Here is a 26,174-nt window from a genome sequence, read left to right on the forward strand (position 1 = left end):
GAATAAAAGGTTTGAAAGGATGAACTTGAGTATGAAAAAAAATAATGTAAATGCTAGTATAAGTGATAAAATAATTATATCATCCAACTATTGGAAAAATGCTGGGTTATCAAATGAATATAGAGAAACTATACCTCATGATTTTTTATATGAAGGAAGTTATGAAAAAGAAGTAGAAGTTATTCATTTAGATAATATACTAAATGAAAAATTGGAACTAATTACAAATAAAAAACAATTAGCTTTATATATACTTTTTCTTTCCGGGCTAAATATAATGCTGTATAAATATACTGGGAAAATAGAAAATATAATAGGTATACCTGTATATATAGGTAATGTAAAAGATGATAATGTTATAAAAAATAAGGTGTTACCTTTAAAAAATTATTTGAGTAATGAAATTACTGTAAAAAATTTATTGAAGAGCATACAGGAAAACTTATTTAAGGTATATGAAAATCAGTATTGCGATGTAGAAAATATTTTAAATAATTTAAATGGTTGTAGCAGTATAATGGATTTAACACCAATAAGTATAGCTATAAATAAATTGCACAATAATACGTGTATTGAATACATATGTAATTCTAACAAAAATCAAATAACACTATGCATAGATAAAAATGAGAATAATTCAGTATGTATATCTATTGTTTACAATGCACTTATATTTAAAAAAGAAACAATCGAGCTACTAGGGGAAAGATATATAAAAATATTAAATGAAATGGTAAATAATATTGATATTACTGTTAAAGATATAAATTTGATATCTGAGAAAGAAAAAAATCAAATATTATATGAGTTTAATAATAATAAAATTGAATATTCAAAGGATAAAACTGTTCAGGAATTATTTGAAACTCAAGTAGAAAAGTCACCTGATAGTTTAGCGGTAGAATATGAAGATGAAAAATTGACTTATAAAGAATTAAATGAAAAAGCCAATCAATTAGCTAAGCTATTAAGAGATAAAGGAGTACAAGCTGATACTATAGTAGGAATAATGATGAATGGGTCTATAGAATTGATAATAGGACTAATGGGGATATTAAAATCGGGAGGAGCCTATTTACCTATAGATATTAATTATCCACAAAACAGAATAGAATACATGCTTAATGACGCGAAAGTAGATATATTAATTTCATCAAAAGAGCTTGTGAAAAATATAGAGTTTAAGGGAAATATAATCGAGATTACCGATGAAAACATTTTTAAACAAGATGCTAGCAATCCTGATATAATAAATAAAAGTAATGATTTAGCTTATGTGATATATACATCAGGAAGTACAGGGAATCCTAAAGGCGTTATGATTGAGCATAAATCTTTAATTAACTATATAAGTTTCTGTAGAAAAAACTATCAACAAAATGACATTGGTGATTTTCCATTATTCACATCTATATCATTTGATTTAACAGTGACATCTATATTTGTACCATTATTGTCTGCAAAAAAAATACGTATATACGATAGTAGAGATAAATCTTCTATTACCCGTATAGTTAAGGACACATTAGATATAATTAAGCTTACTCCGGCACACTTAAGTATTGTTAATGACTTAAATATAAATGAAATTAACATTTCAAAGTTTATTGTTGGAGGGGAGGAATTATCAAGTAAATTAGCTGAGGAAATATACAAAAAATTTAATGGTAAAGTGGAAATTATAAATGAATACGGACCAACAGAAGCTACGATTGGATGTATTGTATATAAATATGAAAGCAAGAAGAGAAGAGAAAAAACTATACCGATAGGAAGGCCAATCAATAACACGAGGATATATATATTGGATAAACATTTAAATATAGTTCCAAAAGGAGTTATAGGGGAACTGTGGATATCTGGAGATGGATTAGCAAGAGGATATTTGAATAACGCGAAATTGACGGTGGAAAAATTTATTAATTGTCCGTTTAATCCAGAAGAAAGGATGTATAAAACAGGAGATTTGGCTAGATGGCTACCAAATGGAAACATAGAGTTTTTGGGTAGAATAGACAATCAAGTGAAGATAAGGGGATTTAGAATAGAGCTTGGAGAGATAGAAAACAAGTTGTTAAGTTACGATGGTGTAAAAGAAACCGTTGTATTAGCTAAAAACAATGATGATAATGAGAAATATTTATGTGCTTATATAGTAGGCAATAATAATATTGATATTTCGGAAGTAAGAAAACACCTAAAACAAATATTACCAGAGTACATGGTTCCTTCATACATTTTGAACATAGAGAAAATGCCATTGACGGCTAATGGCAAGATAGATAGAAAAGCTTTGCCTAAGCCAGATATAAACTTACTTACAACCGAAATATATGAAATGGCAAGGACTGAAGTAGAAGAGAAACTTGTAAAAATATATAGTGAAGTATTGGGGATAAAGAAAGTAGGTATCAATGATAATTTCTTTGATTTGGGCGGAGATTCAATAAAAGCTATAAGAATAATATCCAAGTTGCAAAAGTACGGATATAATCTGGATGTAAGTGAGTTATTTAGTGATGGAAAAATAAAATCATTAAGTGATAAAGTTACAATTAATCAAAGCAAAATATGTCAGGAAGAGATTACTGGAGAAGTAAAATTAACTCCTATACAAAAAATATTTTTTGAGAATAACTATACTGATACGCATCATTGGAATCAAGCTGTAATGTTGTACAATAATGAAGGGTTTAGTGAAGATATAGTAAAAAGTGTCTTTGACGAAATAGTGAAGCACCATGATGCTTTGAGAATGGTGTATAAAAAACAAGAAAATAAAATAGTACAAATTAATAGAGGATTTAAAGAAAAACTATTTGATCTAAAAGTAATGGATTTTAGATATTGTGATAATTATGAGGGAGCCATAGAGCAACAATGTAATGAATTACAAAGCAGTATTGATTTAGAAAATGGTCCGTTGGTAAAACTAGGATTGTTTAAAACCAAGCAAGGGGAACATCTTTTAATAGCGATACATCATTTGGTAATAGATGGCGTATCTTGGAGAATACTGTTTGAAGATTTTGCATTAGGTTATAAGCAAGCATTAAACGGAGAAAAAATATCGTTCCAAGAAAAAACAAATTCATTTAAAGATTGGGCTGATTATTCATATAAACAAGTAGAAAAAAATATGTTGGAAAATGAGTTTGAATACTGGGGTAAAATAGAGAAAGTAGAATTTAAAGAGCTTCCAGCTGATAAAGAGTGTAGTGAGGAAAGTAGCAAGTTAAAACACTATAAAAATATTAAAATAGAATTGAGTAGAAAAGAAACAGAAGATCTATTAAAGAATACAAACAAGGCATATAATACGGAAATAAATGATATTATGCTAACATCATTGGGATTAACAATAAGGGAGTGGACATCAGAAGAAAATACATTAATAGATTTAGAAGGTCATGGAAGAGAAAAATTACATGGAGAAATAGATATTAATCGAACAATAGGATGGTTTACCACCCATTATCCAGTTGCGTTGAATATGAAAAAAGGAAAAGATATAGGGTATTTAATAAAGAACGTAAAAGAGACACTAAGGCATGTCCCAAACAAAGGGATAGGATATGGATTACTAAAGTATATGGGAGAAGAAAAGAGATGGAACAAATTGCAGCCACAAATAAGCTTTAACTATTTGGGTCAATTTGATGAAGATATAAATGGAGAAGCATTTCAAATATCTAAAATAGCAAGTGGAAATTCAGTAAGCTTAGAATCAGAAAAAATATTCGAAATAGACATCAATGGAATAATTTATGATGACAAATTAGAATTTACAATATCGTATAATAGTCAAAAATATGATGTAAGTAGGATATCCCAAATAGCAGAAAACTATAAAAAGAATTTATTAGATATAATAGATCACTGTAAAAACAAGAAAATAACAGAGGTGACTCCTTCGGATTTTTCAGACAATGATTTAGACATAGAGGAACTGGAAGAATTAAGAGAAACTTACGAAAAAGAAAAAAAATTAAAAATAAAAGATATATACTCCCTTACGCCAATGCAGGAAGGAATGTTGTTCCATTCACTTAGGGACAAGGATTCTATAGACTACTTTGAACAAAATATGTTTGTAGCAGAAGGCGAAATAGATTTAAAGATATTAGAGACTAGCTTTAATAAATTAATAAAAAGGTATGATATATTAAGAACAATAATAGTGCATGGAAGCCTTAGGAATCCAAAGCAAGTAGTTATAAAAGATAGAAAGGCAAATATATGTTATGAGGATGTAAGCTTATTAAATGAAAAAGAAATGAAGGAATATATAAATAAATTTGAGATTAAAGATAGAGAGAATGGCTTTAATCTGAGTGAAGATATACTAATAAGATTGTCAGTATTAAAGATAAAGGAAGAAGAGTCTAAAATAATTTGGAGTTTTCATCATATATTAATGGATGGATGGTGTAATTCAATAGTAATGAAAGATTTCTTTGAGATATATTCTGCATTAAGAAAAAATCAGAATTTTAATCTAAAAGAACCTGTACCTTATGTAAACTATATAAAATGGCTTCAAAATCAGAATAAGGCTACAGCAAAAACGTACTGGCAAAAATATTTGGAAGAATATAACACCATAGCCCAGATATCTAGCGACGGTAATAGCAATAGTAAAGAGTCTAAAAAACAAGAACTGTGCTTTAGTATTTCTAGAAAATACTCAGAAGAATTAATGGAAATAAGTAAGGATGCACAAGTTACTGTAAATACAATATTACAAGCAGTATGGGGAATACTGCTGCAAAAATATAACAATACAAATGATGTTGTGTTTGGATCAGTAGTATCAGGTAGAAATGCAAAAGTTGAAGGCATAGAAGAGATGGTTGGACTATTTATTAATACTATACCTGTAAGAGTGAAAAGGGATAAATATAGCACATTTATAGATTTATTAAAAGAAATACAGGAAGCTTCATTGGAATCCAATAAATATAGTTACTATTCTTTGGCGGATATACAGTCATTGACTGATGTTAAACAAAAATTGATAAATAATATTATGGTATTTGAGAATTATTACATTGATGAGAGTATTAAAAATTTAAATATGGAATTAGGTTTTAAAGCAAAAGATAGGACGGTATACGAACAAACTAATTATGATTTTAGTATCACTATTATACCGCACAGTGAATTGATTGTTAAATTTGTTTATAATGAAAATATATATAGTAGTGAGTATATCACTACTATAAAAAGACATTTTAATAAAATCATAAAAACAGTATGTGAAAACAGTATGATTGAATTATCAAAAATAGAAATTATGACAGAGGATGAGAAAAATCAAATATTATATGATTTCAATAATACTAGAACTTACTATCCCAATAATAAGTCTATAAATGAATTGTTTGAGGAAAATGTAGAAAAGACACCGAATAATACAGCGGTAGTATTTGAAGATAAGAAATTGACATATAAAGAATTGAATGATAAATCTAATCAATTAGCAAGTTTTTTAATAAACAAAGGCGTACAACCTGATTCTATAGTAGGTATAATGGTAGAAAGGTCACTAGAAATGATAGTGGGAATACTTGGAATATTAAAGTCGGGAGGAGCCTATCTTCCAATAGATTTAAGCTATCCAAAAGATAGAATAGAATATATTTTAGAAGACAGTGGCACAAATATAATTCTAACGGATGCTGAATGTAATGATTATGGAACTGAAAGAGCTTTAACATGCATAAATCTAAAGGATAAAAATATTTATACGAGAAATAATACTAATCTCAATAACGTAAAAACGTCAAATAGTCTAGCATATGTAATATATACATCTGGGTCTACAGGGAAACCAAAAGGAGTAATGGTTGAGCACAAAAATGTTTTGAATTTAGTTACAGGGTTATATGAAAATGTGTACAAGGATTATAATGATAAATTAAATATCGCACTTATTGCTTCATATGTTTTTGATGCATCCGTGCAGCAAATATTTGCATCACTATTATTGGGGCATTCACTTTATATATCATCTAATTCTGAAAGATTTAATGGGGAAAAATTGCTGGAATTCTATATTAAAAATAGTATTGATATCTCAGACGGTACGCCTATACATATAAGTATATTAAATGCTGTTGATATCAAATTATATAGAAACCTAAGCTTGAAACAATTAATAATTGGTGGGGATGAACTTCAAATTGGAATTGTAAGAGAGTTTCTAAATAAGTTTAATGATAGTAAGCCTATTATTACAAATGTGTATGGACCTACTGAATGTGCGGTTGATAGTACTTACTACCATATAGATACAAATAATTTCAATACTTTAAGTAGCTTGAGAAGAATTCCAATAGGAAAACCTCTTAATAACTTTGAAATATATATATTGGATAAAGATAAGAACATTGTTCCAAAGGGAATAATAGGTGAAATGTACATATCCGGAGAAGGTGTATCAAGAGGTTATCTAAATCGAAAGGATTTAACTGAACAAAGTTTTATTTCAAATATATTTGCACAAAAAACAAGGATGTATAAAACAGGGGATTTGGGAAGATGGCTTACTGATGGGAATATTGAATTTTTAGGTAGAATAGATGGTCAGGTAAAGATAAGGGGCTTTAGAATAGAACTTGGAGAAATAGAAAATAAGTTATTAAGTTATGAAGATGTAAAAGAAACTGTTGTATTGGCGAGAAACAATGATGATAATGAGAAGTATTTGTGCGCGTATATAGTAGGCAATAAAAATATTGATATTTCAGAAATAAGAAGATACTTAAAACAAAGATTACCAGAGTACATGATTCCTTCATACATTTTTAATATAGAGAAAATGCCATTGACGGCTAATGGCAAGATAGATAGAAAAGCTTTGCCTAAGCTAGATATAGACCTCCTTACAACTGAAAAATATGAAATGCCAAGAAATGAAGTAGAAGAGAAACTTGTAAAAATATATAGTGAAGTATTAGGGATAAAAAAAGTAGGCATAAATGATAATTTTTTTGACTTGGGCGGAGATTCAATAAAAGCTATAAGAATAGTATCTAAGTTGCAAAAATTTGGATATAATCTGGATGTAAGTGAGTTATTTAGTGATGGAAAAATAAAATCATTAAGTGATAAAGTTACAATTAGTCAAAGTAAAATATGTCAGGAAGAGATTACTGGAGAAGTAAAATTAACGCCTATACAAAAAATATTTTTTGAGAAGAATTATACAGATACGCATCATTGGAATCAAGCTGTAATGTTATATAATAACGAAGGGTTTAATGAAGATATAGTAAAAAAGGTTTTTGAAGAAATAGTGAAGCACCATGATGCTTTAAGAATGGTGTATAAAAAAGAAGAAAATAAAATAGTACAAATTAATAGAGGATTTAAAGAAAAACTATTTGATCTAAAAGTAATGGATTTTAGATATTGTGATAATTATGAGGGAGCCATAGAGCAACAATGTAATGAATTACAAAGCAGTATTGATTTAGAAAATGGTCCGTTGGTAAAACTAGGATTGTTTAAAACCAAGCAAGGGGAACATCTTTTAATAGCGATACATCATTTGGTAATAGATGGCGTATCTTGGAGAATACTGTTTGAAGATTTTGCATTAGGTTATAAGCAAGCATTAAACGGAGAAAAAATATCGTTCCAAGAAAAAACAAATTCATTTAAAGATTGGGCTGATTATTCATATAAACAAGTAGAAAAAAATATGTTGGAAAATGAGTTTGAATACTGGGGTAAAATAGAGAAAGTAGAATTTAAAGAGCTTCCAGCTGATAAAGAGTGTAGTGAGGAAAGTAGCAAGTTAAAACACTATAAAAATATTAAAATAGAATTGAGTAGAAAAGAAACAGAAGATCTATTAAAGAATACAAACAAGGCATATAATACGGAAATAAATGATATTATGCTAACATCATTGGGATTAACAATAAGGGAGTGGACATCAGAAGAAAATACATTAATAGATTTAGAAGGTCATGGAAGAGAAAAATTACATGGAGAAATAGATATTAATCGAACAATAGGATGGTTTACCACCCATTATCCAGTTGCGTTGAATATGAAAAAAGGAAAAGATATAGGGTATTTAATAAAGAACGTAAAAGAGACACTAAGGCATGTCCCAAACAAAGGGATAGGATATGGATTACTAAAGTATATGGGAGAAGAAAAGAGATGGAACAAATTGCAGCCACAAATAAGCTTTAACTATTTGGGTCAATTTGATGAAGATATAAATGGAGAAGCATTTCAAATATCTAAAATAGCAAGTGGAAATTCAGTAAGCTTAGAATCAGAAAAAATATTCGAAATAGACATCAATGGAATAATTTATGATGACAAATTAGAATTTACAATATCGTATAATAGTCAAAAATATGATGTAAGTAGGATATCCAAAATAGCAGAAAACTATAAAAAGAATTTATTAGATATAATAGATCACTGTAAAAACAAGAAAATAACAGAGGTGACTCCTTCGGATTTTTCAGACAATGATTTAGAAATAGAGGAACTGGTAGAATTAAGAGAAGTTTATGAAAAAGAGAAAAAATTAAAAATAAAAGATATATATTCCCTTACGCCAATGCAAGAGGGTATGCTTTTTCATTCACTCAGGGACAAGGATTCTATAGATTACTTTGAACAAAGTATATTTATAGGGGAAGGGAAAGTAGATATAAGGATATTAGAGGATAGCTTTAATAAATTGATAAAAAGGTATGATATATTAAGAACAATTATAGTACATGAAAGTCTTGAAAAGCCAAAGCAATTAGTTATAGAAGATAGAAAGGCAGACGTATATTATGAGGATATAAGCTCATTAAATCAAAAAGAAATAAAAGAATACACAAAAAAATTTGAGATTAAAGATAGAGAGAACGGCTTTAATTTGAGTGAAGATATACTAATAAGATTGTCAGTATTAAAGATAAAGAAGGAAGAGTATAAAATAATTTGGAGTTTTCACCATATATTAATGGATGGATGGTGTAATTCAATAGTAATGAAAGATTTCTTTGAGATATATTCTTCATTAAGAAAAAATAAGACTTTTAATCTAAAAGAGCCTGTACCTTATGTAAACTATATAAAATGGCTTCAAAGTCAAAATAAGGATACAGCAAAAATGTACTGGCAAAAATATTTGGAAGAATACAATACTATAGCCCATATACGGAGTGATCATAATAGAGATAGTAAAGAATCTAAAAAACAAGAACTGTGCTTTAGTATTTCTAGAAAATACTCAGAGGAATTAATGGAAATAAGTAAGGATGCACAAGTTACTGTAAATACAATATTACAAGCAGTATGGGGAATACTGCTGCAAAAATATAATAATACAAATGACGTGGTGTTTGGATCAGTAGTATCGGGTAGAAATGCAAAAGTAGAAGGTATAGAGGAGATGGTAGGGCTATTTATTAATACTATACCTGTAAGAGTGAAAAGTAATAAATATAGCACATTTATAGATTTATTAAAAGAAATACAGGAAGATTCATTGGAATCCAGTAAATATGATTACTATCCTTTGGCTGATATACAGTCATTGACTGAGGTTAAACAAAAATTGATAAATAATATCATGATATTTGAGAATTATTACATTGATGAGAGTATTAAAAACTTAAATATGGAATTAGGTTTTATAACTAAAGACAGGACAGTATACGAACAAACAAATTATGATTTTAGTATTATTATTATACCAGGCAGTGAGTTGATTGTTAAATTTGTTTATAATGAAAACATATATAATAGTGAGTATATTAATAGTATAAAGAAATATTTTAACGAAATTATAAAAGTAGTAAGTGAAAACAGTGAGATTAGAGTCTCAGAAATTGAAATTATGTCAGAAGAAGAAAAAAATCAAATATTATATGACTTTAATAGTACTAAAACTGATTATCAAAATAACAAGACTATAAATGAATTGTTTGAGGAACAGGTAGAAAAGACACCGGATAGTATAGCGGTAGTATTCGAAGATAAGAAATTAACGTATAAAGAATTGAATGAGAAATCCAATCAATTGGCAAGAATATTAATAAATAAAGGCATACAATCTGATTCTATAGTAGGTATAATGGTAGAACGATCACCAGAAATGATAGTGGCAATAATTGGAATATTGAAATCTGGAGGAGCATACTTGCCTATAGATCCTAAGCATCCCAAAGATAGAATAAAGTATATGCTAGAAGATGCAGAAGTCGATATAGTGGTTACATCTAATGAAATTAGTGGAAATATAGACTTTAATGGAAGTGTAATAGATATAACGAGTGAAGAGCTTCATAAAGCTGATAGCAATAATTTGGGAAAAACTAATAACTGTAGCGATTTAGCATATGTGATATATACTTCAGGCTCAACAGGAAGGCCTAAAGGTGTAATGATAGAACATAGACAGGTCACTAACTTTATACATGGAATAGTTAGAGAAACAGGGTTGTCACAATATCAAAGCATATTATGCGTTACAACAATCTCATTTGATATATTTGGCTTGGAAACGTTAGTTCCATTAACTTTAGGAATGAAAATAACTGTCTCGAGTGATGAAGAAAATATGGAATATGGTAAGTTGGGACAGGTTATAAAGAAAAACGATATAGAGGTAATGCAAACTACACCATCAAGATTCAAGATGCTTTTAGAAAGTATAGAATTTAGGGATTCATTGAGAAGCTTGAAAGCAATACTTGTTGGTGGTGAGGAGCTTCCAGCAAGCTTGTTAAAGGAATTGAAAATGTATAAAAACTTAAAAATTTACAATGTATATGGTCCAACAGAGACGACAATTTGGTCAACGGTTAAGTTAATTGATGACGAAGAGAAGATAACAATAGGAAAGCCTATAAGTAATACAAAAATATACATTATAGATGCAAATAAACAAATAGTACCTGTAGGCGTTCCAGGGGAATTATGTATAGGCGGAGATGGATTAGCAAGAGGATATTTTAAAAAAGAAGAACTAACAAAAGAAAAGTTTATAGATAATCCATTTATACTTGGAGAAAGGATATATAAAACAGGAGATTTGGCTAGATGGCTATCTGATGGAAATATAGAATTTTTAGGAAGAATAGACAATCAAGTTAAGATAAGAGGTTACCGTATAGAGCTAGGAGAAATAGAAAACAGATTATTAAGCCATAAAGGTATAAAAGAAGCAGTAGTAGTAGCGAGAGAAGATGGAAATAATGAAAAATACTTGTGTGCATACGTAGTATGTAAAGAAGAGATAAGTAAATCTCAAATAAGAGAGTATCTTAAGGAAAGTATGCCTGAATACATGATACCAGCATACATTGTACACATGGACAATATGCCACTGACACCTAATGGAAAAATAGATAGAAAAGAAGTGGCAAGGCCAAATGTAAATGATCTTATAACTAGTGAGTACGAATCACCAAGAAATGAAGTAGAAGAAAAGCTTGCAAAAGCATGGTGTGAAATATTGGGGATTGAAAAAGTAGGCATAAATGATAATTTCTTTGAATTAGGAGGACATTCTCTAAAAGCAACGATGTTAGCAGCCAAAATACACAGGGAACAAAGCATAAAAATTCCATTAAGGGAAATATTTCAAAGAAATACAATAAAAGAAATGTCGAAATATATAAGTGAAAAAGAAGAAAGCACATACAATGCTATACAGCCTGTAGAAAAAAGAGAATATTATTCAGTATCCTCAGTGCAAAAAAGATTATATATATTAAGCCAATTAGAAGAAATTTCAAATGCGTATAATATGACACAGATAATGAAATTAGAGGGACACTTGAATAAAGAACGATTAGAAGACACATTTAAAATATTGATAAAACGGCATGAATCACTAAGAACATCTTTTAATACTGTAGAGGATGAGATTGTTCAAATAATACATGAAGAAGTAGTTTTTAATATAGATTATTTTGAATGCAAAGAATCTGAAGTAAATAATACGATAAATAAAATTATAAAACCATTTAACTTAAAAGAAACACCATTACTAAGAATAAGCATAATTGAAATAGAAGAAGATAGACATATAATGATGGTTGATATGCACCATACAATATCTGATGGTGTCTCAATGGGTATTTTGATTAAAGAGTTTATCAAGTTATATAATGGGGAAGTATTACCTGAATTGAGAATACATTATAAGGATTTTTCAGTATGGCAAAACAACTTGATAAAGTCGGGTAAAATAGATAAACAGGAAAAATACTGGTTAGAGGTATTTGGAGATGAAATACCTGAATTAAATATGCCCACCGATTATAAGAGACCACTAATACAAAGCTTTGAAGGAAACTGTATAAGCTTTGAAATAGATACCGTTTTAACCAAAAAAATAAAAGAAATATCAAATAATATAGGATTAACAATATACATGACATTAATGGGGGCATACAATATATTGTTATCCAAATATAGTGGACAAGAGGACATAATAGTAGGATTACCGATAGCAGGAAGACATCATGCAGATTTAGAAAATATCATAGGAATGTTTGTAAACACTCTAGCAATAAGAAATTATCCAGAAGGAAGAAAAACTATAATAGAGTTTTTAGAAGAGGTAAAAGAAAATGCACTAAAAGCATATGAAAACCAAGATTATCAATTTGAAGAATTGGTAGAAAATTTAAATATAAAGAGAAATCTAAGCAGAAATCCATTATTTGATACTATGTTTGTATTTCATAATCAAGAAATGAATGAATTAAAAGTAGAAGGGATAACATTTAAGCCATATAAAAAGGAAAGTAATATAGCTAAATTTGATTTAACACTAAATGCAATAGAGGTAGAAGATAAAATAATATTAAGCTTTGAGTATTGTACTAAATTATATGAAAAGCAAACTATAGAAAAACTAGCGGAACGGTTTATAAAAATTATTGAGAGTGTTGTAAATAATATTGAAGGAAAAATAGAGAATATAATAATTTTGAAAGAAGAAGAAGTTTATTCTATGGAATCAAAAGGTATAGATATAGAGGAAAGTATAAATTTCGAGTTTGATTTTTGATTTGAAGAATTACGCTATATTTAAAACAATATAGCGTAATTAGAATAAATTGATAATAATTTTCTTTAATGTAAGATTTTGCACGACTTTAAATACATAAAAAATAAAGGAGTTGTTGTATGTGGAAAAAAATATAAATATTATACAAACTTTAGATAAGTATAAAAAAGCAAAAGACTATTGGTTAAAAAAGCTTGATAGTTCTATGGAAGAAATAGAGTTACCTTATGATTATAAAAAGTCTTTAGTATATAAAAGAGGGGAAATCATACAGACTATTGATAATAGTGCTGCAAGGAAACTGTTTGAGATAAGTAGAAATGAAGATGTTGCAATTTATGTGGTTTTGGTCGCAACACTAAACACATTATTATTTAAGTATACTCAAAAAAATGATATAGTTATAAGTTCACCAATATACCATATATTACAAGATAGTGAAGTTGCATATAATTATAATGTTATTTTAAGAGAAGAAATAAATAAAGATATGACTTTTAAAGATTTGATTATAGCGATAAAACAAACTGTAATTAATGCATATAAGAATCAGCATTATCCTATGCAAGAAATACTTAAGGAATTAGGAATTAACGAAGATAATAGGCTACTAACAAAAATAGTATTACACTATGAAAATATTCATGGTAAGAAATATTTAGAAAATAATGTAAGTTCTATAATGAATGATATAACATTTTCAGTAATCAAAAATGAACAAGAGCTAGGTTTTAAAATGATTTATAATGCTAATTTATTTACCGAAGATACAATCAAAAAACTTTTTAAAGATTATTGTAATATATTAAGTCAAAGCCTTTTTTCTTTGAATGTAAAGATTGGCGAAATCGATATAATAGATGAAGAAGAAAAACGGAAATTATTATACGATTTTAATAATACAAAAACGGATTACCAAAAGGAAAAAACAATACACCAATTATTTGAAGAGCAGGTAGAAAAGACACCTAATAGCATAGCTGTAGTATTTGAAGAGAAACATTTAACATATAGTGAACTGAATAGGAAATCAAATCAATTGGCTAGGATAATACAGAAAAAGGGAGTGAAACCAAACGGTATAGTAGGGATAATGGTAGAACGTTCCTTAGAAATGATAGTAGGATTAATAGGGATTTTAAAAGCAGGAGCAACATATGTTCCTATAGATCCCAAATGTCCCAAGGATAGAATAGAATATATGCTAGAGGATAGCAATATTAAGCTACTTATCACACAATCATGGTTAACTAAAAGTTTTGATACAGATAAAACAATATTAGATCTTAATGATGAAGCCATACATAATGAAAAAATCGAAAATTTAGGTAGTGTTAATAGTTTTAGCGACTTAGCATATGTAATATATACTTCAGGAACAACAGGACAGCCTAAGGGAGTTGCGATAAAACATGAAAGTATTATAAATACATTGCAATGGAGAAGGAGATATTATCATTTTAATGAGCAGGATGCCATTATGCAGATACCTAACTATACGTTTGATAGTTCTATTGAAGACATATTTACTCCACTTATCAGTGGTTGTAAACTAGTAATGATAAAAGAAAATGGTATTACCAATATTAAATATTTAGAGAAGGTTATTCTAATAAATTCAATTACTAATTTTATAATTACACCAAGGCTATATGCAGTATTATTAGAAAATAGCAGTCAAGAACTAAGTAGTTTGAATAAAATAACAGTTGCGGGAGAAAGTTTAAGCAAAGAACTTTCAGAAAAACATTTTGAAAAATTACCCAACACTAGGTTGTTTAATGAATACGGACCAACAGAAAATAGTATTTGTTCTACAGTTTATGAAATATTAAAACACAGCGAAAAAATATTAATAGGAAAACCGATAGATAATGTTAAATGTTATGTGTTTGACAAGGATTATAAATTATGTCCAATTGGTATAGAGGGGGAGTTATGTGTAGCAGGAGTTGGTCTATCTGTTGGTTATTTAAATAGAGAAAACTTAACAAAAGAGAAATTCATACAAAATCCATTTATATCAGGGGAGAAAATATATAAAACAGGCGATTTAGTAAAATGGAATGTTGATGGAAATTTAGATTTTATTGGAAGAATAGATCTTCAAGTTAAAATAAGAGGTTTTAGAATTGAGCTTGAAGAGATAGAAAATCAGATATTAGGATATGAAGGTATAAAAGAAACCGTAGTATTAGATAGAGTAGATTTTAGTGAAAGTAAGTATTTATGTGCTTATGTAATATCAGATAAGGAGGTCATAATAGATGATTTAAGAAAGGATTTATTAAAAAAATTACCGGATTATATGATTCCATCTTATTTTATACAACTAGATAATATACCATTAACATCAAATGGTAAAATAGACAGAAAAGCATTGCCAGAACCAGATGTTAATAGTCTAAGAGCATTAGATTATGTAGCACCTAGAAATGAAATAGAAGAAAAATTAGAGAAAATTTGGTGTGAAGCATTGAGGCAAGAAAAGATAGGTATAAACGATAACTTCTTCGACTTAGGTGGTCATTCACTAAAAGCAGCTACTGTGATTGCTAAAATACATAGGGAGTTAAATGTAGAAATAACATTAAGTGAACTATTTAAAAACATTACAATAAAAGAACTGTCAAGTTATATAAATGAAAAGGAGGCTAGTGGGTATAAGTCTATACAACCTATAAAAGAAAAGGATTATTATTCAGTATCTTCAGTACAAAAAAGATTATATATATTAAATCAAATAGAAGAAAATTCTATTACATATAATATGACACATATAATGGAAGTAGAAGGGCAATTAGATAGAAAATGCTTAGAAAATACGTTGAAAAAACTGATAAAAAGACATGAAACCTTAAGAACATCCTTTAATACTATAGATCATGAGATTGTTCAAATAATACATAAAGAAGTTGATTTTAATATAAATTACTTTGAATGTAAAGAAGTTGAAATAAATAATGTGATAAATGAATTTATAAAACCATTTAACTTAAAACAAGCACCATTGCTAAGAACAAGTATAGTTAAAATAGAAGCAGACAAACATATAATGATGTTTGATATGAACCATATAATATCTGATGGTGTATCAATGGGTATTTTGGTTAAAGAGTTTATAAGGTTATATAATGGGGAAATTTTACCTGAAATGAAAATACAGTATAAGGATTTTTCAGATTGGCAAAATAACTTGATAAAGTCGGGTAAAATAAATAAACAGGAAAAATACTGGCTAGAAGTATTTGAAGGTGAAATACCTGTATTAAATATGCCCACTAATTATAAGAGACCACAATTACAAAGCTTTGAAGGAAATAGTATAAGCTTTGTAATAGATACAGTTTTAACAAAGAAGCTTAAAGAACTATCTAATAAACTAGGAGCAACACTATACATGATATTACTTGGAGCATACAATATCTTGTTGTCCAAATACAGCGGACAAGATGATATAATAGTAGGCTCACCAATAGCTGGAAGACCCCATGCAGATTTAGAAAACATAATAGGAATGTTTGTAAACACTCTAGCAATGAGAAATTATCCAGAAGGAAGAAAAACTGTAATGGAGTTTTTAGAAGAGGTAAAAGAAAACGCACTGAAAGCATATGAAAACCAAGATTATCAGTTTGAAGAATTGGTAGAGAAATTAACCATAAAGAGAGATCTTAGCAGAAATCCATTATTTGATACAATGTTCGTGCTACAAAACATTGAAATAGATGAATTAAAATTAGAAAATATAAAATTTAAGCCATATAAAAAGGAAAGTGATGTGGCTAAATTTGACTTAACACTAAATATTATGGAAATAGATAGTAAGATAGGTGTGAAAATTGAATATTGTACAAAATTATTCAAAAGAAAATCAATAGTAAGATTAATGGAGCACTATACAAACATACTTACTAATATAATTGATAACCTGAGTGTAAATATATCTGAGATAGAAATGTTGTCTGAAGAAGAAAAAAATCAAATACTTGTAAATTTTAATGATACAAAAACAGATTATCCAAAAGATAAAACAATTCAAGAATTGTTCGAAGAACAGGTAGGGAAATCACCAGATAATATAGCAATAGTATATGAAGAGAAGGAGTTAACATATAGGGAACTAAACGAGAAGTCAAATAGTTTAGCGAGGGAGTTAAGAGAAGAAGGTGTAAGAGCAGATAGCATAGTAGGAATAATGGTAGAAAGATCTTTTGAGATGATGATAGGAATAATGGCAATATTAAAAGCAGGTGGAGCTTATTTGCCAATAGACCCAGAGTATCCGCAAGATAGAATAGAATATATGTTAGAGGATAGCAACACAAGCATATTGCTAACACAAGGTCATCTTATAAACGAGGTAATATTTAAAGGAATTATAGTGGATTTAGAAGATGAGGAACTTTATAAAGGGAATAAAGATAACTTAAAGAAAATAAACAAAGCAAATGATTTAGCATATGTAATTTATACATCTGGATCAACGGGAAAGCCTAAGGGAAGTAAAGTAATACATTACAATGTAAATAGGGTTGTTAAAAATACAAATTATATAAATATAACGGAAGAAGATACAATTTTGCAATTATCAAATTATGCTTTCGATGGATCTATATTTGATATATATGGAGCACTGCTTAATGGGGCAAAGCTTATATTGATTAAAAAAGAAACGGTAATTGACATAAGTAAGCTTGGTGATACTATAATTGATAAAAAGGTGAGCATATTTTTCATAACAACAGCTTTATTTAATATTCTGGTAGATAATAAAATTGAATGCTTTGAATATATACGAAAGGTTTTGTTCGGCGGTGAAAGAATATCAATTTCACATGCAAGGAAGGCTCTAGAGTATATGGGTCCAAATAGAATAGTACATGTATATGGTCCAACAGAAAGTACAGTTTTTGCAACCTATTATAATATAAATGATATAAATGAAAATGATGAAAATATTCCTATAGGGAGTCCTATTGCTAATACCAAGACTTACATTATACAGAAAAATAATATCTTAAGTGCTATCGGAATACCTGGAGAGCTATATATAGCAGGAGATGGTTTAATAGATGGATATTTAAATAATGAAGAATTGACAGCAGAGAAGTTCGTAAAAAATCCATTTATATGTGGAGAAAGAATATATAACACAGGAGACCTTGCAAGATGGTTGCCCGATGGTAATATAGAGTTCTTGGGAAGAATGGATAATCAGGTAAAAATAAGGGGCTTTAGAATAGAACTTGGTGAAATAGAGAATCAATTATTAAAGCAGGAAAATATAAGAGAAGCAGTAGTAGTTGATAGAGAAGACAAACAAAGCAATAAATATTTATGTGCATATATAGTATGTGATAAAGAAATGACGACACCCGAGTTAAGAGTTGAGTTGTCAAAAGAACTACCGGACTATATGATACCAGCATACTTTATGCAGGTAGAGAAAATGCCACTAACACCAAATGGGAAGATAGATATTAAATCACTACCAGAGCCAGATGGAGAAATAAATACAGGAGTAGAATATGCACCGCCAAGAAATGAAATAGAAGAAAAACTGGTTAAGGTATGGAGTGAAGTACTCTGTCTAGAGAAAATAGGAATAGATAATGATTTCTTTGCTGTGGGAGGACATTCACTAAAAGCAATGAAGGTAGTGTCAATGATACATAAAGAACTAAATGTGGAAGTACCTGTAGGTGAAGTGTTTAGTAATCCAACCATAAGAAAGATGGGAGAATCTATAGGTAAATCTAAGAAAAGTATATATTCAACAATAAAAGTAGTAGAAGAAAAAGAAGTATATAAGGTATCTTCAGCACAGAAAAGATTATTTGCACTAAATCAGTTTGGAAAAAGAGATACAAACTATAATATACCATCAGTAATGGTAGTAGAAGGAAAATTTAAAAAAGAAAAAGTAGAACAAGCATTTACAAAGATTATTGAAAGACATGAAGCATTTAGAACTTCCTTTGAATTAAGAGATGAAGAAATAATACAAAGAATACACAAAGAAGTAGAATTTCATGTAGAATACACTGAATTAAATGAATTAGAAGAAAAAACAATAAGTGAAGTAATAAAAAACTTTATAAAACCATTTAATTTATCAAAAGCACCACTATTAAGAGTGAAACTAATAAAAATCCAAAAAGTAAAACATATATTAATGATAGATATGCATCACATAATATCAGATGGTACATCTATGGGTATAATTAAAGAAGAATTCTTAAAGATTTACAAAGGTGAAGAATTAGAAGAATTAAAAATACAATATAAAGACTATTCAGCATGGCAAAATGATGCTTTAATCTCAAAAAACATGGGAAAACAAGGAGATTATTGGATGCAGATATTCAGGGATGAAATACCTGTATTAGACATGCCAACAGATTATAAGAGACCTACAATACAAAGCTTCAAAGGAGAAAGTATAGGGTTTAAGATAGATAAAGAATTAGCAAAACAGATAAAGAAAATAGGAAAGAATAATGAAGCGACATTGTATATGACATTACTTACAACATACAATATATTGTTATCAAGGTACAGTGGACAAGAAGATATAATAGTAGGTTCACCAATAGTAGGAAGACCACATGCGGATTTACAAAAGATAGTAGGAATGTTTGTAAACACTCTTGCAATGAGGAACTATCCAAAAGCAGATAAAACCTTTAAAGACTTTTTACGTGATGTAAAGAAAAATGCTTTAAGCGCATATGAAAATCAAGATTATCAATTTGATGAATTAGTAGAAAAGTTAAATATAAGAAAAGATTTAAGTAGAAATGCACTATTTGATACCATGTTTGTATTACAAAACACTGATGCGGAAGATATAGATATTGATAGCTTAAGATTCAAACCATATGACTTTGAATATAAAATATCAAAGTTTGATATTACATTGTCAGCGGTAGAAGTAGGAGAAGAAATAGCATTCAACATAGAATACTGCACAAAGTTATTTAAGAAAGAAACAATAAAAAAAGTAATAGAACATTTTATAAATATACTAAGAGAAGTAACAGAGAATCCAGAAATAAAGATATCAGAAATAGAGATGTTATCAAAAGAAGACAAGCAAATAATATTAGTAGATTTTAATGATACTAAAGTAGAATACCCTAAGGATGAAACAGTATATGAATTGTTTGAGAAGCAGGTAGAAAAGGCACCCGATAATATAGCGGTAGTATTTGAAGATAATACGCTAACTTATAGACAGTTAAATGAAAAAGCAAATAGCTTAGCAAGAATATTAAGAGAAAAGGGCGTTGAGTCAGATACTATAGTAGGGATAATGGTAGAAAGATCTCTAGAGATGATGATAGGAATAATGGGGATATTAAAAGCAGGGGGAGCATACTTGCCAATAGATCCTGAGTATCCACAAGATAGAATAGAGTATATGTTAGATGATAGTAATACAAACATATTGTTAACGCAGAATCATCTTTTAGGTAAGGCAAAATTTGGTGGAATTATAGTAACTTTAGAAGATAAAGAATTATACAAAGGAAATAAAACTAACTTAAAGAAGAAAAATAAACCAAATGATTTAGCATATGTAATTTATACATCGGGCTCAACAGGTAAACCTAAAGGTACTATGATAGAACATTATTCTTTAGTTAACAGATTAAACTGGATGCAAAACAAATATCCAATAGATAAAAATGATGTTATATTACAAAAAACTCCAATTACTTTCGATGTTTCTGTGTGGGAGCTATTTTGGTGGGCAACTCAAGGAAGTAGAGTATGCTTGTTAGCACCAGGAGCACATAAGAACCCAGAAGATATTATGAAAACTATATGTAAAAACTCTGTAACAACCATACATTTTGTACCATCTATGCTAAATATATTTCTAGAATATATAAAAAATGAAGATGCAATACAGAAAATCTCAAGCTTAAAAAAATTATTTGCAAGTGGAGAAGTTTTAAATACTAAGCAGACAATGTTGTTTAATAATATATTTAAAGAAGTTGATGCGAAATTATATAATTTGTATGGGCCTACTGAGGCAACTGTTGATGTAACATATTTCGATTGTCCAAAGCAACAAGAGATTGAGGAAGTGCCAATTGGTAAGCCAATTGATAACATTAGAATATATATACTGGATAAAAATAATAAGATTCAACCAATAAGAGTAGCAGGTGAGATATGTATAGCAGGAGATGGACTTGCAAGAGGATATCTAAATAGAGCTGAGTTAACAGAAGAAAAATTCGTGAAAAATCCATATGAACCAGGAGCAAGAATGTATAGGACAGGAGATCTTGGAAGATGGATGACAGATGGGAATATAGAATATTTAGGAAGAATAGATAATCAAGTAAAAATAAGGGGCTTTAGAATAGAGCTTGGTGAAATAGAGAACGAGTTATTAAAAAATGATGAAATAAAAGAAGCCGTAGTTATAGACAGAGAGGATGAACAAAGTAATAAATACTTATGCGCATATATCGTATGTCATAGAAAAATGTCAGTGACAGAACTAAGAATATATTTGTTAAAAGAGCTACCAGACTATATGATACCAGCATACTTTATGCAGATAGAAAAGATGCCACTAACACCAAATGGAAAGCTAGATAGGAAATCACTACCAGAGCCAGATGGAGAAATAAATACAGGAGTAGAATATATAGCACCAACAAATGATACAGAAGAGAAGTTAGTAAAAGTATGGTGTCAAGTACTAGGAGTAGAAAGAATAGGTATAAATGATGACTTTTTTACATTAGGAGGACATTCACTAAAAGCTATACAGATGTTATCAATAGTGCATAGAGAATTAAATGTAGAAGTTCCTATAGGTGAAGTGTTTAGCAATCCAACCATAAGACAGACAGGAGAATATATAGGTAAATCCAAGGAAAGTATATATTCACCAATAGAAGTAGTGGAAGAAAAAGAGGTATACAAGGCATCTTCAGCACAAAAGAGATTATTTGCATTAAATCAGTTTGGGGAAAAAGAAATAAATTACAATTTACCATTAATATTGGTAATAGAAGGAAAACTAGAAAAAGGAAGAGTTGAAGAAATCTTTATAAAGCTTGTTAAAAGGCATGAAGCCTTTAGAACCTCTTTTGAACTAGAAAATGGAGAAATACTACAGAGAATTCATAAACAAGTAGAATTCAATTTAGAATTTATGGAATTAAATGAAGCAGAAGAAAAAACAATAAAAAAAATAGTGGAAAACAATATAAAACCATTCGATTTATTAGTAGCACCACTATTAAGAGTTAAACTAATAAAAATGGCAGAAGAAAAACATATTTTAATGATAGATATGCATCACATAATATCAGATGGTATATCTATGGGAATTATTATTAAAGAATTCTCAAAGATGTACAAAGGAGAAGAAATAGAAGAATTAAAAATACAATATAAAGACTATTCAGCATGGCAAAATAAAGCTTTAAGTTCAGAAAATATGACAAAACAAAAGGATTATTGGATGAAGGTATTCAGGGATGAAATACCTGTATTAGACATTCCAATAGATTTTAAAAGACCTAAAATGCAAAGCTTCGAGGGAGAAAGTATAGGATTTAAGATAGATAAACACATAGCAGAAAAGATAAAGAAAATAGGGAAGAATAATGGGACAACATTGTATATGACATTACTTACAACATATAATATATTGCTATCAAAATATAGTGGACAAGAAGATATAATAGTAGGTTCTCCAATAGCAGGAAGACCACATTCGGATTTACAAAAAATAGTAGGAATGTTTGTAAATACTCTTGCAATGAGGAACTATCCAAAAGCAGATAAAACCTTTAAAGAGTTTTTACAGAATGTAAAGAAAAATGCATTGAGTGCATACGAAAATCAAGATTATCAATTTGATGAATTAGTAGAAAAGTTAAATATAAGAAAAGATTTAAGTAGAAATGCACTATTTGATACCATGTTTGTATTACAGAACAACACTGATGCATGCGATATAGATATTGATAGTTTAAAATTCAAACAATATAACTTTGAATATAAAATGTCAAAGTTTGATATTACCTTAACAGCAATAGAAGCAGGAGAAGAAATAGCATTCAACATAGAATACTGCACAAAGTTGTTTAAGAGAGAAACAATAGAAAGAATAATAAAACACTTTATAAATATATTAACAGAAGTAACAGAAAATCCAGAAATTAATATATCAGAGATAGAGATGATATCACGAGAGGAAAAGACAAAATTATTAGTAGATTTCAATGATACCAAAGCGGAATATCCAAAAAATAAAACAATACATGAATTGTTCGAAGAACAGGTAGAAAAATTGCCGGATAATATAGCAGTAGTATTTGAAGATAAGAAGTTAACTTATAGAGAACTAAATGAAAAAGCAAATAGTTTAGCAAGAATATTGAGAGAAAAGGGTGTAGAGCCGGATACTGTAGTAGGAATAATGGTGGGACGATCTCTAGAGATGATAATAGGAATAATGGGAATATTGAAAGCTGGAGGAGCATACTTGCCAATAGACCCCGAATATCCAAAGGATAGAATAGAATATATGATAGAGGATAGTAATACAAAGATATTGCTAACGCAGAATAATCTTTTAGTTAAGGCGAAATCAGGTAAAATTATAGTCGATTTAGAAGATAAAGAGTTATATAAAGGAAGTAAGGTTAACTTAAAGAAGATAAACAAATCAAATGCTCTAGCATATGTAATTTATACCTCAGGTTCAACTGGCAAACCTAAAGGGGTTATGGTTGAACATAAGGGAATAGCTAACCTAAATGAGTACTTTAACCTGGGATTTTGTATAAATGATAAAGATAGGATAATTCAATTTGCAAGCTTGTCTTTTGATGCATCGGTGTGGGAAATATTTATGGGTTTACTTTCAGGGGCTTCATTATATATAGTTTCAGAAGAAACTAAAGCCAATACTGAAAAATTTCAGGAGTTTTTGAATAAATCCCAGATTTCGGTTATGACTCTTCCACCTATATATCTTGCAAATCTCAATCCTGATAGTATTAATACTGTAAAGAAAATTATAACAGCAGGTTCTGCAGCTACTATTAAACTTGTAAAACAATGGAATAGTAAATTTGTATATATTAATGCTTATGGACCTACGGAAACTACTATATGTGCTACTTCATATTTAGTTGATGAGAGCGTAGAGAATTACAATGTAGTACCTATTGGAAAATCAATAATTAATAGTTGTTCTTTTATTTTGGATAAAAACAACAAACTTGTGCCCATAGGAGTAGCAGGTGAACTATGTATAGCTGGGGACCTATTAGCAAGGGGATACATAAACAAGCCAGAACTTACAAAGGAGAGATTTATACCCAATCCTTTTACTTTTGGTGAAAGAATGTATCGCACAGGTGACTTAGCAAGATGGCTGCCTGATGGAAATATTGAATTTATAGGAAGAATAGATAATCAAGTAAAAATAAGAGGATTTAGAATAGAACTTGGTGAAATAGAAAATCAGTTATTAAAACAGGAAAATATAAAAGAAGCAGTAGTAGTGGATAGACAAGATAATCAAGGAGATAAATACTTATGTGCATATATATCATGTGATAAAGAAATGACAGTGCCAGAATTAAGAGAAGGATTGATAAAAGAACTACCAGACTACATGGTACCAGCATACTTTATTCAGGTAGAAAAGATGCCACTAACACCAAATGGAAAGATAGATAAGATAGCATTACCCGAGCCAGATGGACAAATAAATACAGGAGTAGAGTATGTAGCACCAACAAATGAGACACAAGAGAAGCTAGTAAAGGTAATGAGTGAAGTACTAGGAATTAAAAAAATAGGTATAAATGATGATTTTTTCATACTAGGTGCTCATTCATTAAGTTTGATAAAAATATTATCGGAAATAAGAAATATATTTAATATTAATTTAGAGCTAAATAGTATATATAAAAATGCTTCAATTAAATTAATTTCTGAGTATATACTAAAAGAAGAGTATATGCGTTCATATGAAAATAATGTAATGAAAATACTAAATGAAAATAAGGGAAAAAGCATATTTGCTTTTCCACCTATTGGGGGGTTAGGTATACATTATAGAGAATTAGCACAGTTAATAAGCTCTCATTCTTTCTACTCATTTGATTTTTTAGAACATGATGATCGTATTAATACATACATACGATTAATTACAAGTATACAAAAGGAGGGCCCTTATCTATTGTTTGGCTATTCCGCTGGTGGTAACTTGGCTTTTGAAGTGGCTACAGAATTGATAAAAAGAGGATTTAATGTTTCAGATATAATTTTGTTGGATAGTTATAAAGTTAATAATGATACTATGAAATCAGTTTCACAAGATGAAAATATATATGAAAATATTTTAGAAGGAGCTAAAAATAATCAATTTTATGCAAAGTACTTGGAAATAGAATACGTACAACAAAACATTATGAATAAAATGAAAGTATATTTTCAGTATCTGAATAGCCTTAGCAATGAAAATACAATTAATGCTAATATTCATTTAATAAAGGAAGAAGCTAAAGAGGGAAAAAAGATACATCATGAGAATAATTGTAAGTTGTGGTGTAGCTCTACTAGCAAGAAAGTTAGTCTATACGAGGGGTTTGGAGAGCATGCTACAATGTTTGAAAATGGAAATTTACAGAAAAACTATTCTATAATTGATAAAATTTTAAATTCTATAATAGAATAAATATTATTTTTACAATAGATAGCATACGAACAACTCACTAGGCTTAAAAATTAAATGGTATACCAGATAATAGATATACCATTAATTTTATTTAGGATTTTAGATAATATAGGTTAATGTTACAAGAATGTAACATTAACCTTTGATAATGTAACTGAAATCTATAGAATCCTAATACCACTATAGATTATAATATTGGTAGGCTAATATTTAATTAAGGATATATTCACAATTTTGAATTTGGATAAAAATATTTATCAAAAATTTAAGATTAAACTGAATACCACAACCATTAGTAATAAAAGCTATAATAATATGTAGGAAAAAGAAATGATTTTAATAAGAAGAAGAGATAATGGATTTGTATTTCAATTTTGAAACTTTATG

At 28.8% G+C, this 26,174-nt stretch carries 2 protein-coding genes; both read left to right on the forward strand.

Annotated elements, in window-relative coordinates; genetic code table 11:
* Window positions 1–31: 31 nt before the first annotated feature.
* Complete coding sequence (locus ACWJKP_RS20425) at window positions 32–13,051, forward strand: amino acid adenylation domain-containing protein (RefSeq protein WP_462961692.1); 13,020 nt, start codon at window positions 32–34, stop codon at window positions 13,049–13,051.
* A gap of 121 nt (window positions 13,052–13,172) precedes the next feature.
* Window positions 13,173–25,787 carry an amino acid adenylation domain-containing protein gene (locus ACWJKP_RS20430; RefSeq protein ID WP_462961693.1) on the forward strand — a complete coding sequence of 4,205 codons (12,615 nt, stop codon included), beginning with the start codon at window positions 13,173–13,175 and terminating at the stop codon, window positions 25,785–25,787.
* The last annotated feature ends 387 nt before the right edge of the window (window positions 25,788–26,174 follow it).

This window comes from Clostridium sp. CM037 (genome assembly GCF_055081095.1).

Bases quoted from the DNA above. Each gene is read 5' to 3' on its own strand.
- ACWJKP_RS20425 (WP_462961692.1), top strand. From the start codon at position 32: ATGAAAAAAAATAATGTAAATGCTAGTATAAGTGATAAAATAATTATA.